Origin of the sequence: Nocardioides okcheonensis (assembly GCF_020991065.1) — a bacterium.
Classification (GTDB): domain Bacteria; phylum Actinomycetota; class Actinomycetes; order Propionibacteriales; family Nocardioidaceae; genus Nocardioides; species Nocardioides okcheonensis.
This window is the reverse complement of sequence record NZ_CP087710.1, coordinates 3,688,860-3,702,439: the sequence shown is the minus strand read 5'-3', so window position 1 is coordinate 3,702,439 and position 13,580 is coordinate 3,688,860. Positions and strand designations below refer to the sequence as shown.

13 protein-coding genes are annotated in these 13,580 nt (G+C 73.8%); 9 read left to right on the top strand and 4 right to left on the bottom strand.

Going from position 1 to position 13,580, the window contains the following annotated elements:
* The first annotated feature begins 19 nt into the window (after positions 1-19).
* The 7 genes from LN652_RS18005 (at position 20) to LN652_RS17975 (ending at position 9,832) form a co-directional block, all read left to right on the top strand.
* Positions 20-1,732 carry an ABC transporter ATP-binding protein gene (locus LN652_RS18005; protein ID WP_230441958.1) on the top strand — a complete coding sequence of 571 codons (1,713 nt, stop codon included), beginning with the start codon at positions 20-22 and terminating at the stop codon, positions 1,730-1,732.
* Positions 1,729-3,477, top strand: a complete 1,749-nt coding sequence (locus tag LN652_RS18000) for an ABC transporter ATP-binding protein (protein ID WP_230441957.1) — start codon at positions 1,729-1,731, stop codon at positions 3,475-3,477. The genes LN652_RS18005 and LN652_RS18000 overlap by 4 nt, the downstream gene beginning before the upstream one ends.
* A 55-nt stretch (positions 3,478-3,532) precedes the next feature.
* Positions 3,533-4,486 (top strand): hypothetical protein, encoded by a 954-nt coding sequence (locus LN652_RS17995; protein ID WP_230441956.1) that lies wholly within the window; start codon positions 3,533-3,535, stop codon positions 4,484-4,486.
* A gap of 199 nt (positions 4,487-4,685) precedes the next feature.
* The gene (locus LN652_RS17990; protein ID WP_230441955.1) at positions 4,686-5,726 is read left to right on the top strand and encodes an LLM class F420-dependent oxidoreductase; all 1,041 of its coding nucleotides are present in this window, start codon (positions 4,686-4,688) and stop codon (positions 5,724-5,726) included.
* The gene (locus tag LN652_RS17985; protein ID WP_230441954.1) at positions 5,714-6,604 is read left to right on the top strand and encodes an oxygenase MpaB family protein; all 891 of its coding nucleotides are present in this window, start codon (positions 5,714-5,716) and stop codon (positions 6,602-6,604) included. The genes LN652_RS17990 and LN652_RS17985 overlap by 13 nt, the downstream gene beginning before the upstream one ends.
* On the top strand, positions 6,597-7,745 hold the full coding sequence (locus LN652_RS17980; RefSeq protein ID WP_230441953.1) for an acyl-CoA dehydrogenase family protein: 1,149 nt from the start codon (positions 6,597-6,599) through the stop codon (positions 7,743-7,745). The genes LN652_RS17985 and LN652_RS17980 overlap by 8 nt, the downstream gene beginning before the upstream one ends.
* 113 nt (positions 7,746-7,858) lie before the next feature.
* Complete coding sequence (locus tag LN652_RS17975; RefSeq protein WP_230441952.1) at positions 7,859-9,832, top strand: carboxypeptidase-like regulatory domain-containing protein; 1,974 nt, start codon at positions 7,859-7,861, stop codon at positions 9,830-9,832.
* 10 nt (positions 9,833-9,842) lie between these two features.
* On the opposite strand, the gene LN652_RS17970 is transcribed toward LN652_RS17975, so the two are convergent.
* The 3 genes from LN652_RS17970 to LN652_RS17960 form a co-directional block, all read right to left on the bottom strand.
* Entirely contained in the window at positions 9,843-10,187 is a 345-nt protein-coding gene (locus LN652_RS17970; RefSeq protein ID WP_230441951.1) for a hypothetical protein, read from the bottom strand.
* A 31-nt stretch (positions 10,188-10,218) separates the two neighbouring features.
* Positions 10,219-10,839 carry a hypothetical protein gene (locus LN652_RS17965; protein WP_230441950.1) on the bottom strand — a complete coding sequence of 207 codons (621 nt, stop codon included), beginning with the start codon at positions 10,837-10,839 and terminating at the stop codon, positions 10,219-10,221.
* Between the two features lie 118 nt (positions 10,840-10,957).
* Positions 10,958-11,485, bottom strand: coding sequence for a SigE family RNA polymerase sigma factor (locus LN652_RS17960; RefSeq protein WP_230441949.1), 528 nt, complete (start codon positions 11,483-11,485; stop codon positions 10,958-10,960).
* 136 nt (positions 11,486-11,621) lie between these two features.
* Here LN652_RS17960 and LN652_RS17955 point away from each other — a divergent pair, with 136 nt between their 5' ends.
* A complete protein-coding gene (locus LN652_RS17955) occupies positions 11,622-11,837 on the top strand; it encodes an amphi-Trp domain-containing protein (RefSeq protein ID WP_230441948.1) in 216 nt (71 codons plus the stop codon).
* A 15-nt stretch (positions 11,838-11,852) separates the two neighbouring features.
* Here LN652_RS17955 and LN652_RS17950 read toward each other — a convergent pair whose 3' ends face one another.
* Positions 11,853-12,677 carry an NADPH-dependent oxidoreductase gene (locus LN652_RS17950; protein ID WP_230441947.1) on the bottom strand — a complete coding sequence of 275 codons (825 nt, stop codon included), beginning with the start codon at positions 12,675-12,677 and terminating at the stop codon, positions 11,853-11,855.
* 101 nt (positions 12,678-12,778) lie between these two features.
* Here LN652_RS17950 and LN652_RS17945 point away from each other — a divergent pair, with 101 nt between their 5' ends.
* Positions 12,779-13,570, top strand: a complete 792-nt coding sequence (locus LN652_RS17945; protein WP_230441946.1) for a DinB family protein — start codon at positions 12,779-12,781, stop codon at positions 13,568-13,570.
* The last annotated feature ends 10 nt before the right edge of the window (positions 13,571-13,580 follow it).

Below are 13,580 nucleotides of genomic sequence, written 5' to 3'. Positions count from 1 at the left end.
CCCCACCTAGGATCACTCGGTGCGCAGCCTCCCCGTCCCCGATCCAGGAGTGGCGGACCACCGCACCCCCGGTCGCTTCCTGTGGTGGCTGGCCCGCGGCCAGTGGCAGACGCTGCTCGGCGGGATGTTCTTCGGCATCGTGTGGATGTCGTGCCAGGCGGTGATGCCGGCGGTGCTGGGTCGGGCGATCGACCGCGGCGTGGCCGCCCGCGACGAGCAGCAGCTGGTCGTCTGGGCCGGCGTCATGCTCGGCATCGGCCTGCTGCAGGCCGTCACCGGCATCATGCGCCACCGCTTCGCGGTCACCAACTGGCTCACCGCGTCCTACCGCGTCGTCCAGCTGACCACGCGCCAGTCGGTGCGGCTCGGCGGCTCGCTGCCGCGCAAGGTCAGCACCGGCGAGGTGATCGCGATCGGCACCACCGACCTCGACCACATCGGCAACGTGATGGACGTGACCGCCCGGTTCTCCGGCGCGATCGTGTCGTTCCTCCTGGTCTCGACGATCCTGCTCACCACCTCGGTCCAGCTCGGCCTGGTGGTGCTGATCGGCGTGCCGCTGCTGCTCCTGCTGATGGGACCGCTGCTCAAGCCGCTGCAGGCCCGCAGCGCCACCGAGCGCCAGATGCGTTCCGACCTGTCCAACACCGGCACCGACATCGTCGGCGGCCTCCGGGTGCTGCGCGGCATCGGCGGCGAGGGCGTCTTCCTCGGCCGCTACCGGCGTGAGTCGCAGGCGACCCGGACCGCCGCCGTCGAGGTCGCCCGCCTGCAGTCGGTGCTCGACGCGCTGCAGGTCTTCCTGCCCGGGATCTTCGTGGTGCTGGTCGTCTGGCTCGGCGCCCGCTCGGCGGTGGCCGGCGAGATCAGCGCCGGCGAGCTGGTCGCCTTCTACGGCTACTCCGCCTTCCTCATGCTCCCGCTGCGCACCGCCACCGAGTTCGCCAACAAGCTGATCCGCGGACGGGTCGCGGCCTCGCGGGTCTGCCGCGTGCTGGCGCTCGACCCCGACGTCGTCGAGCCGGCCTCCCCCGCGCCCACCCCGGCCCCGCTCGCCGAGCTCCGCGACGCGCGCTCCGGCCTGCGCGTACGCCCCGGCACCCTCACCGCGATCGTCTCGGAGCGCCCCGACGACTCCGCGCACCTCGCCGACCGGCTGGGGCTGTGCGCGGCCGAGCAGGACGACGAGGTGTCGCTCGGCGGGACCCCGCTGACGTCCCTGCCGCACGCGGTGGTGCGCGAGCGGGTCATGGTGTCCGACACCGGTGCCACGCTCTTCGCCGGGCGCCTCGGCGACCGGCTCGACGAGCACGGTCGCGGCGGCGTGGAGGCCGCGATCGCCACCGCCTCGGCCGAGGACGTGCTCGAGGCGCTGCCCGACGGACTCGACACGGTCGTCACCGAGAAGGGCCGCTCCTTCTCCGGCGGCCAGCGCCAGCGGCTGGTGCTGGCCCGCGCCCTCACCGCCGACCCCGAGGTCCTGGTCCTCGTCGAGCCGACCAGCGCCGTCGACGCCCACACCGAGGCCCGGATCGCCTCGCGGCTGCGCGCCCACCGCGCCGGTCGTACGACGGTCGTCACGACCGTCAGCCCGCTGCTGCTCGACGCGGTCGACGAGGTCGCCTTCCTCGTCGACGACCAGGTCGTCGCGACCGGCACCCACGCCGACCTGCTGGCGTCCCACCCGGACTACCGCGCCGTCGTGGTGCGCGACGTGGAGGTCAGCGCATGAGCGTGACGACGAGGCTGCCGATCGCGGACGGTCGTGCGGTGCGCCGCTACGTCGGCCAGGTCGCCCACCGCCACCCGTTCCTGCTGTGGAGCGCGCTCGGGCTCCACGTGCTCGCAGCGCTGACCGCGCTCGCCGCTCCCCGGCTGCTCGGCGACCTGGTGCAGGCCGTCGAGGAGGGCACCACCCGCGCCCACGTCGACCGGATCGTGGTGCTGCTGGCGGTCTTCCTGGTCGCGCAGTCGGTGCTGACCCGCTACGCCCGCTACCGCTCGCAGGTGATGGGCGAGCTGGTCCTGGCCGAGCTCCGCGAGGACTTCGTGGCCAACACGCTGGCGCTGCCCGTCGGCACCGTCGAGGCGGCCGGCTCCGGCGACCTGCTGACCCGCACCGGCTCCGACATCGACCGGCTCGGGTGGTCGGTGCGCTGGGCGCTGCCGGAGTGGACCATCGCCGTGGTCACCGCGGTGCTCACCTTCGCCGCGGCGCTGTCGGTGGGCTGGTGGGTGTTCCTGCCCTGCCTGCTGGCGATGCCGCCGCTGGTGGTCGGCCTGCGGTGGTACCTCGCGCGCGCCAAGGACGGCTACCTCGCCGAGACCGCGTCGTACTCCCAGATCACCACGACGCTCTCGGAGACCGTCGAGGGCTCGCGCACCGTCGAGGCGCTCGGGCTGGGAGCCAAGCGGGTCCAGCAGGGCGACGACGACTGCCGCGCGTCCTTCGCGGCCGAGCGCTACACGCTCCACCTGCGCACCCGGTTCTTCCCGAGCATGGAGCTGAGCTACCTGCTGCCGGTCGTCGGGACGCTGCTCTTCGGCGGCTGGCTCTACGCCCGCGGCGAGGTGACCCTCGGCGAGGTCACCACCGCGACGCTCTACGTCCAGATGCTCATCGACCCGGTCGACCGGCTGGTCTCGATCCTCGACGAGCTCCAGCTCGGCGCGGCTGCGCTGTCCCGGCTGCTCGGCGTCGCGCAGGTGCCCGACGACCGCTCCGTGTCCGGCCGCGAACCGGCCTCGGAGAAGCTCGACGCCGAGGACGTGCGCTTCGCCTACGTCGAGGGCCGCGACGTGCTGCACGGCGTCGACCTCGACGTCGGGGTCGGCGAGCGGATCGCGATGGTCGGCCCGTCCGGCGCCGGGAAGTCCACCCTGGGCCGGCTGCTGGCCGGCATCCACCCGCCGCGCACCGGCAGCGTCACGGTCGGCGACGTCGGGCTGGTCGAGCTGCCGCTCGACGACCTGCGCGGCCACGTCGCGCTGGTGACCCAGGAGCACCACGTCTTCGTCGGCACGCTGCGCGAGAACCTGGTGCTCGCCCGCCCCGAGGCCGACGACGCTCAGGTGCTGGACGCGCTCGACGCCGTGGACGCCCGCGACTGGGCGCTGGCGCTGCCCGAGGGGCTGGACACGCTCGTCGGCTCCGGCGGTCGCAGCCTGAGCGCGGCGCAGGCCCAGCAGGTCGCGCTGGCCCGGCTGGTGCTGGCCGACCCGCACACGCTGGTCCTCGACGAGGCCACGTCGCTCATCGACCCCCGCGCCGCCCGTCACCTCGAGCGCTCGCTCGCGCGGGTGCTGGAGGGACGTACGGTCATCGCGATCGCCCACCGGCTCTTCTCCGCCCACGACGCCGACCGGGTCGCGGTGGTGGAGGACGGCGTCATCGCCGAGCTCGGCTCGCACGACGAGCTCGTCGAGGCGGGCGGGTCGTACGCCTCGCTCTGGGAGTCGTGGCACGGGAAGGGCTGATCACGGTTCGGTGTCGGACCAGCACACCGCCGCCGCGACGCGGCATGCTCGGCGCATGAGGGGACGGGGGACGCTCGTGGTCGGCGCGCTCGCGCTGCTGGCGCTGGTGCTGCCCGTGGTCGCGCTGGTCTCGGCGCTCGGCGCGGACCCGCCGGCGCCGCCGCGCTCGGACGTCGACCGCGCCTACGCGATCAGCGGCGAGCTGACCTGCGACACCGACGTGACCCAGCTGCCGGTGGTCCCGCTCGACGCCGAGCCGCTGGCGATGCTGGTGTGCGCGCGCGACGACAGCTCGATGCCCTGGACGGCACCCACCGACCTGGTCGAGGGCGACCTGTCCCGCTTGCGCGACGTGCTCGACGGCCTCGAGGAGGCGCCGGTCGAGGACGTGGCCTGCACGATGCAGGCCGGCTGGGGCTACGACCTGGTGCTGCGGTTCTCCCGCGACCGCTACGCCCGGATCGAGGGTGACACCGCAGGCTGCGGCTTCGTGACCCTCGGGGTCGGGCGGTGGTACGGAGCGAGCGAGGTCCTGGAGACGGCTCTCGCCCTCGTCGAGGAGCAGCGTGAGGGGCAGGACGCCCCGACCGCACTGCCACCGGTGCCGGACTGCCCGGCCGACGACCCGCCGACGCCGTACTCCCTCACCGGGTCGGCCGCGGACATGGTCGTCGCGGTGTCCTGCTGGCGACCGGACGCCCGCGAGCTGCCGCCGTTCCGCGGGCCGGTGCGCGTCCCGTCCGCGGCACTCGCCGTGCTGACGGCCGACCTCGAGCGTCGGGCCGAGCCGCTCGGGGACCCGGGCAGGTACGACTGCCCGGGCGGGGACGACGCGCTCTACGCCCAGTCGCTGGTCGGTCGCACCGCCTGGGGCGACCTCGTCTCGGTCGACGGCTGGTGCCACGAGCTCGTCGCGCGGCGCCCGCTGACCGCTCCGGACCACGAGCGGCCGCTGGCCTGGTACCCCTCGCCGCGTGCCCAGCGGATCCTCGACGAGCTGCGGCGCTGAGCCGCAGGGCGAGCGGTGCGTGAGCCACAGTCCTGGTGCGGAAAAGGTGGGTGGGACACCGCTCGCCCGCGTGTCGCGCGGGGACACGCCTGCGAGCGGTGACTGACCCACCTTCGCGACGCCGAGAATGTGGGTGGGACACCGCTCAGCAGGCAGCGCGGCCCTTCCATTGTGACAGTGAAACTGTCACGATTGCGGCATGCGCCTCGCCACCCTGCTGATGTACGACGGCAACCCCCGCAAGGCCGCCGACGACGTGGTCGCGCTGGAGCGCGCAGGTCTCGACAGCGTGTGGGTCGCGGAGGCGTACGGCTTCGACTCCCCCACGCTCATGGGCTACCTCGCGGCGAAGACCGAGACCGTGCAGATCGGGTCGGGGATCCTCAACATCTACTCCCGCACGCCGGGCGCGCTGCTGCAGACGGCCGCCGGACTCGACAACGTCAGCCAGGGGCGCGCGATCCTCGGCCTCGGCGTGAGCGGCCCGCAGGTCATCGAGGGGTTCCACGGCGTGCCCTACGCGAAGCCGATGGCCCGCACCGCGGAGGTCGTCGACCTCGTCCGGCGCGGGCTGAGGCGCGAGCCGCTCACCTCCGACGGCGTCTTCCACCTGCCCCTGACCAAGGAGCACGGAGCGGTCACCGGGCTGGGCAAGCCGCTCAAGATCCTCACGAAGGTCGAGCGCGACACCATCCCGATCTGGATCGCCTCGCTCGGCCCGAAGAACGTCGAGCAGACCGCCGAGATCGCCGACGGCTGGATCCCCCACCTCTTCCACCCCGAGAAGGCCCACCTGGTCTGGGGCGACGCGCTCGCGGCCGGCAACGCCAAGCGGCTCGACGGCCTCGGCCCGCTGCAGGTGATGGCCGGCGGCATGCTCGCGATCGGTGAGGGGGCCGACACCAAGGCGCTGCTCGACTTCGCGCGGCCGATCTTCGCGCTCTACGTCGGCGGCATGGGCGCGAAGGGCAAGAACTTCTACAACGACGTCGCCCGCGCCTACGGCTACGAGGAGGAGGCGGAGAGGATCCAGGACCTCTACCTCTCGGGGAAGAAGAAGGAGGCCGAGGCGCTGGTGCCGACCGAGTGGCTCGAGGCCGCCAACCTCGTCGGGCCGGAGTCGTACGTCAAGGAGCGGATCGCCGCCTTCCGCGAGGCCGGTGTGACCGACCTCAACATCACCCCCGTCAGCGACGACCCGGCCGCCACCGTGGCCCAGGTGAAGGAATGGGTGTCCTGAGCCCGCGCCGCTCCCGGCGCCTGGCGAACCTCCACCGGATCCGGACGCTGGACCCGGAGGTCGACCACGACGAGATCCTGCGGCTGACGGCCCGCTTCGAGTTCCCCTGGGACTACTCCCAGGGCACCGGCATCGCGTTCCTGCGCGACTACGGCATCCCCTCGATCGCGCGGCTGCTCGACCACACCCGCGAGTTCGAGGACCACGGCGTCAAGCGCTACGACGACACCATCCTGATCGGCCAGGAGGCCACGCTCGACGGCATCGACTCGCCGCGCTCGCACGCCGCGCTGCGCCGGCTCAACCGGATCCACGGCCACTACGACATCGCGGCCGAGGACTTCGCGTACGTCCTCGCGACCACCATCGTCGGCCCGGTGCGCTGGATCGAGGCCTACGGCTGGCGCCGACTCGACCCCCACGAGCTGGCCGCGATCACCAAGGTCACCACCCGCTTCGGTGAGCTGATGGGGCTCAAGGACCTGCCCACGACCTACGACGGCTACCTCGCCCTGCTCCTCGACCACGAGCGACGGCACTTCACCCCCACGCCGGAGGCGACCCGGCTCGCGGAGGCCTCGATCCGGATCGCGAAGGAGACGTCGCCCGCGCCGCTGCGCCCGCTGCTGCGACGGGTGACGATCGCGGTGATGGACGAGCCGCTGCGCGAGGTCCTCGGCCTGCCGCGGCAGCCGCGCTGGTTCGTGCGCGCGGTCCGCGACGGGCTGCGGCTGCGCGGCCGGCTGCTGCGGCTCGCGCCCCCGCGCCGCACGGCGTACGTCCACCGCCCCACGACCTATCCCGGCGGCCACACCCTGGCCGACCTCGGCCCGCTGTCCATGCTCGACGACCTGAACGGAACCCCACGCCATGCCTGACCGCCCCAGCATCCTGGAGCAGGAGCACGAGGACTTCCGCGCCGTCGCGCGCGCCTTCTTCGACAAGGAGGTGACGCCCCACCACGCCGCGTGGGAGGAGGCCGGTGTCGTCGACCGCGAGGTGTGGCGTCGCGCCGGCGAGCGGGGGCTGTTGTGCTTCGACGTCGAGGAGGCCTACGGAGGCGCGGGCATCAAGGACTTCCGCTACAACATGGTGCTCAGCGAGGAGGCCGCACGGGCCGGCGCCTCCGGGCCCGGGTTCGCCGTCCACACCGACATCATCGTCCCCTACCTCTCCTCGCTCGGGACCGACGAGCAGAAGCAGCGCTGGCTGCCCGGCTGCGTGTCCGGCGACATCGTCACCGCGATCGCGATGACCGAGCCCGGCGCCGGGTCCGACCTCCAGGGCATCCGCACGACGGCGGTCGACGCGGGCGACCACTACGTCCTCAACGGGTCGAAGACCTTCATCTCCAACGGCATCCTGTCCGACCTGGTGGTCGTGGTCTGCCGGACGGACCCCGAGGCCGGCCACCAGGGCATCTCGCTGCTCGTCGTCGAGCGCGGCATGGAGGGCTTCGAGCGTGGCCGCAACCTTGCCAAGATGGGCCTGCACGCCCAGGACACCGCCGAGCTGTCGTTCACCGACGTGCGGGTGCCGAAGGAGAACCTCCTCGGCGAGGAGGGCCGCGGCTTCGTCTACCTGATGGAGAACCTGCCGCAGGAGCGCGTCTCGATCGGCTGCATCGCCGTCGCCGCGATCGAGCACGTCCTCGACCTGTGCCTGGCCTACGCCAAGGAGCGCGAGGCCTTCGGCCGGCCGATCGGGAAGTTCCAGCACAACCGCTTCGTGCTCGCCGAGATGGCCACCGAGGCCCACATCGCCCGGGTCTTCATCAACGACTGCGTGCTGCGGCTCAACGCCGGCACGGTCGACACCGCGCTCGCCTCGATGGCGAAGTGGTGGACCACCGAGCTGCAGAAGCGCGTGGTCGACGCGGGCGTCCAGCTGCACGGGGGCTACGGCTACATGGACGAGTACCCGATCTCGAAGGCCTACACCGACTCCCGCATCCAGACCATCTACGGCGGCACCACCGAGATCCAGAAGGAGATCATCGGCCGGATGCTGGGGCTGTGAGGCCCCACCCCTCGGTCCGGGTGTCATGGACAGCCTGACGGCGCGCCGCTAGGTTTCCCGCACGGCACCCGCTCCGGTTGCCCGGGAGCCGGGGGGCTGCAGTGCGGCGGATCATGGTCGTCATCGGTGTGCTCGTCGCCTCGACGCTGGTCGCCCCTCCGGCGTCGGCCGCCGAGGTCAACGTCGTCGGACGCGTGGTCGGCGAGGACGGCCGGGTCCTCGGCGGCGTGACGGTGACCCCGTTCTACGAGCTGTCCCCCGACCGGTTCGTGGAGCTCAGCTCCTACGAGACCCGCGCCGACGGCACGTTCCGGGTGCCGGACGACCTGAGCAACAGCACCGTGCGGCTGCGGTTCGTCGACGGCCGGGGCCGGGCGCTGACCGAGTTCTACGACGGTGCCGCGGACCTCGCGTCCGCCACCGACATCGAGGTGGGCGCGAGCACCGTCGACCTCGGCGACGTCGGACTGAGCACCGCCTCGCACATCACCGGCCACCTCACGGGCGAGTCCGGCGAGCCCGTGACGAGAGGGGTCGTCACGGCCTGGACCGGCAGCCCGGGCGCCTGGGACCTGGTCAGCCGGGCCGACACGGACAGCGCCGGCTTCTACGACGTCGGCGGGCTGCCGGAGGGCGCGTACCGCCTGCGGTTCCAGGACTACAGCGGCGAGCGCGCGGAGGAGGTCTACGCCGACGCCGCCAGCCTGGACGAGGGCAGGGACGTGGCGGTCGGACCGCTCGAGGTCGTCCCCGGGATCGATGCGGTGCTGGCCACCCACTCGACGCTGTACGGGCGCGTGGTGGACGCCGCCGGCGTTGGCGTCCGGGGCATCTGGGTGCGGTCGTGGACGCAGGTCGACGGGCAGTGGCAGCGCGTGGCGACCGGGCACGGGACCACCGACCGGGACGGCTGGTACGTCATCTACGGGCTGACCGAGGGCGCCTACCGCCTCGAGCTCCAGGATGACTCCGGCGCCTGGCTCCACGAGTTCTACGACGACTCCCCCGACCTCGCCGGTGCCACCACCGTCGACCTCCCGCACGCGACCGAGCTCGCGGTCGGCGACGCCACGGTCGACCACGCGGCCGGGATCAGCGGCGACGTCACCGACCCCGCCGGCGAGCAGGCCCAGGCACGCGTGAGCGCCTGGCGCGAGGTCGACGGGACGTGGACCGAGGTCGCCCACGACACCACCGACCACGCCGGCCACTACGACATCCTCGGCCTCAGCGCCGGCCGCTACGTGCTCGGCTTCGACACCGACGGTGACCTCGTCGACCAGTTCCACCCCGACGCGGTGTCGATCGGGGACGCCGTGCCGATCGACCTCGCCGACGGGCAGCACCGCGAGGTCGACGCCGAGCTCGCCGAGGCCGCGTTCACCGCCATCGGTGCCCCCGCGCTGGCGCGCTACGGAGACCCCACCACCGAGCCGAACAACGCCGGGATCGACGCGGACTGGGCGACCTGGTCGGCGTGGCCGGACAGCCGGTCGTGGCAGTGGTACCGCGACGGCGTCCCCGTCCCGGGCCAGGGCGACCGCTACGACCTCTCCCCCGACGACCTCGGCGCCTCGATCACGGTCGTGGAGACCGCCGTGTCGCGCTTCGGGACAGTCGCGACCAGCCGGTCCGCGGCGCTCGTGGTCCCCACCGCCACACCGACACCCACCCCGACGCCTACCCCGACCCCGACTCCCACCCCGACTCCCACCTCGACGCCCACTCCGACCTCGACGCCCACTCCGACCTCGACGCCCACCCCGACCTCGACGCCCACCTCGACGCCCACGCCCATTCCGCTGCCGACGCCCGCGGCCCCGTCGGTCCTCGCACCCGTGGTCGCGCCCAGCCTGACGGGACACGTCCGCGCAGGAACGGTGCTGCGCGTGCGCCGCGGGAGCTGGCCGGTCGGTGGGGTCACGCTGCGCGTCCGTTGGTACGCCGACGGGAGCAGGCTGCGCGGCGAGGACGGGCGCCGGCTCCGCATCGGCCGCCGCCTCGCCGGCTCGCGGATCGTGGTCCGCGTCGTGGCGCGTGCCGAGGGCCACGAGCCGTGGCGACGCCGGTTCCGCGTGCCCGACTGAGCGGGGCGGCTCAGCCGTGCTCGGCGCGGTAGCGCTCCACCAGCGCGTCGAGCAGCGCCTCCAGCTCACCGGCCAGCGGCTCGTCCAGGGTCCGGAACGACCATGTCGCCCGGCCGGTCCGGCACGCCCGGAGCCCGGGCTGGGCGGCCGCGACCACGTCGGGGTGGCGGTCCGCGACGACCAGGTAGAGCCCGACGTGCCGGCTCGCGCGCTTCACCGCGGCGAAGTAGTCGTGACCGGTGGCGCCCGGCCACACCAGCGCGGGCACCCCGTAGATCGTGCCGTCCACCAGCTCGGGCCGGTGCCGGTCGAGCGCCTGCCAGAGCCTGGCCTCCACCGCGTCGAGGTCCGCCATGGCCCGAGCCTAGGACGCCGTCGACGAGTCGTCAGCCGTGGACGACCTCGGCGTCGGGCCCGACGACCACGCTGGACAGGAAGGTGAGCGCGGCGTCGCGGGTCCAGCCGAGGTCGGCGGGGAACTGGACGCGTACGGTGCCCTGCGGCTCCCCGGGCCGGGTGGCCACCGACACGGTGACGTAGCCGTCGCCGTTGTCGCGGACGACCATCTCGCGACCGTCGACGGTGACCCGCTCGCCGCCGCCGAGCGGGAGGTCGTCGAGCATGATGACGAGCTTGCCGACGAACGACGCCGGGTCGCGGTTGGTCTCCCCGATCCGCCCGATCGTCACGGCGAACGGCTCGTTGTTCTGCACCTCCCAGCCCTCGGGTGTGGTGCCGAACGTGTACGGCCCGGCCGCCATCGGCTGCGCGACCAGGCGCACCTCCTCGGCCGCCGGGCGCTGCGGCCGCTGCTGGCGCTGCCCGCGCGGCTGCCGCTCGGGCGCCGCCGAGGCGTCGGCGCCGGGGGCGGACGGCGGCGCGGCCGGCGGGGCACTCGGCGGGGCGGCATCGGTGCCGGCGGGCTCGCTGCCGCCGACGACGACGGCGGTGCCGGCGCCGAGCACGGCGAGGGTGGTGAGCGCGCGAGCCCGGCCGAGAACGTACACCGCTGCCGGCGGCGCAGCGCGGTGCGGGCGCGGGCCAGGTCGTCGACGGCGGACGCGGCGGCGGCTCCGGGGTCCCCCGGGCGGGCGACGCGGTCGAGCAGGTCGTGCAGCTGGTCGTTCATCGGGTCTCCTCGGTGGCGGGGTGGAGCGCGACGTCGAGCACCTCGCGCAGGTGGGCGAGCGCGCGGGCGTTCTGGGACTTGACCGTCCCGGGGCTGCAGCCGAGGACCCGCGCGGTCTCGGCGACGTCGAGGTCGAGCCAGTGGCGCAGCACGACGACGGCGCGCTGGCGCGGCGCCAGGCCGGCGAGCGCGTCGGCGACGACGGCCCGGGTCTCGTGGTCCGCACCGGTCGGCGCGGACGCGCCGGGGTCGCGGGGCTCCTGCGCCGACAGCTCGCGCCGCCGGTGCGCCCGCCGGGTCTCGTCGATGAAGGCGTGCGTGAGCGCGGTGCGGGCGTAGGCGAACCGGTTGTCCGCGCGCCGGACGTGGCGCCAGCGCAGGTAGAGCCGGGTCAGGGTCGTCTGCACGACGTCCTCGGCCCAGCCCTCGTCACCGGCGGTCAGCAGCCGCGCGGCGCCCACGAGGGCGGCCCGGTGCTCGCGGACGAACGACGAGAACTCCTCGTCCCTGCCTGCAGGTCCCACTGTGACACCCCCGTGCCGGTCCTGGCCGGACGTGCGTCCGGCTGCCTCCACCCACACTGACGGGTGCGGACGCCCGGACGGTTGCACGCCGGTCCGACGAGCCGGCGCGTGCCCACCCGCTCGTTAGGTTCGGGACATGGACCTCTTCGAGATGGACGAGACCCGCACGATGACCCGCGAGGAGGCGGCGGCCCGGCTGCGCGCCCTGGCCGACTCGCTCGCCAAGCACAACTCCGTGGAGTTCGCGCGCGACGGCGGTCGGGTCACGGTCGCCGTGCCCGACGAGGTGCGGCTCAAGGTCGAGGTCGAGCTCGGCGAGGACAACGAGGTCGAGATCGAGCTGACCTGGTAGTCGGTGGGTAGCCGGTCAGCGCACCGGCAGGCCGAGGCCCTCCAGCGCCTCGCGCAGCCGGTGCCGCCCGGCCATCGACTGCGGGCCCGCCAGCCGCGCCAGCACCCGGTCGGTCCACGCCCCGCCGAGGCCGTAGCGCTCGTTGTAGTCCGCGAGCCGCTCGTCGTACGCCGCCAGGTGGGCGTCGGCGCGCGCGGCGTCGTACTGCTCGTGGTGGAGCACGGCCTGCTGCGGCAGCCGCGGCTTGACCCCGGCGTGCTCGGACGGGTCCGGGCGGCCCACCGCCAGGCCGAACGCCGCCACGGCGTGCGGCGGCAGCCCGAGCTCGGCCGCGACCTCCTCGGGGTTGTTGCGGATCGCCCCCACGTAGCAGGAGCCGAGCCCCAGCGACTCCGCGGCCACCACGGCGTTCTGCGCGGCGAGGGCGACGTCGATGAAGCCGATCAGCGCGGTCTCGAGGTAGTCGGCCGCGTCGACCGAGCTCCCCCGGCTCTCCGCGAGCCGCCGGGCGCGCCCCAGGTCGGCGACCCAGACCAGCAGCAGCGGCGCCTCGGCGACGAACGACTGGCGCGCGGCGAGCGTCGACAGCCGTCGGCGTCGCTCCGGGTCGCGCACCGCGACCACGCTCCACGGCTGGAGGTTGGACGAGGTCGGTGCCGACTGCGCCGCCGCGACCAGGGCACGCAGCTCGGGCTCGGACACCTCGTCGGGCAGGAAGCGGCGCACCGACCGGTGCGCGAGCTGCAGTCGGACGACGTCGGACGCGGCCGTCGGCTCCTCCCCCTCCTCGCCGTAGCGCTGGTTCCACCCGGTGTCGCGCACCTGCTCCGTGGTCGTCATCCCCGCCCCGCTTTCTCGCTTAACATGACTTGATTACACGAGTTTGCCACACCGGGTCGATCCGGACGCGCCTCGTCCGGATCCGTCCCTACGGTGGCCCCATGACCGACTTCTCCGAGCAGGACCTCGCCGGCTCCACGTTCGAGCGCGTCGACCTCAGCGGCAGCACGTGGCGCGAGGTGCGGCTGCGCGACGTGGTGCTCCGTGAGGTCGACCTGAGCGGCACCCGGGTGCGCGCGGCCTACCTCGACGGCGTCCGGATGACCGGCGTGGAGGTCCCCGACCTGGAGATCCACGGCGAGATCGGCCGGCTGGTCGTCAACGGCGTCGACGTCACGGCCCACGTCGAGGCCGAGCTCGACCGCCGGATGCCCGAGCGGGCGTTGATGCGCCCCGCCACCGCCGACGGCTTCCGCGAGGCGTTCGACGTGGTCGACCGGCTCTGGTCCGCGACGCTCGACCGTGCCCGCACCCTGCCGCAGGAGCGGCTGCACGAGCGGGTCGACGAGGAGTGGTCGTTCGTCGAGACGCTGCGCCACCTCGGGTTCGCGCACGCGTGCTGGGTGGGCGGCGTGGTCCTCGCCGATCCGTCGCCCTGGCACCCGCTCGACCTCCCGTGGGACGAGGCGCCGGATGTCGACGGCGTGCCGTGGGACCGCGACGCACGCCCCGCGCTGGACGACGTCCTCGCCGTGCGCGCCGAGCGGCGCGCGACCGTCGCGGGCGTGCTGGCCGACCTCGACGACGCCGGGCTGGCACGTCCCGTCTCGTCGGCGACGGCCTTCCTGTCCGACGCCGAGGGACTCGACGTCGCCCAGTGCCTGCGCGTGGTGCTCCACGAGGAGTGGGAGCACCGGCTCTACGCCGAGCGCGACCTCGCCGTGCTGGCCTGACGACGCGGAT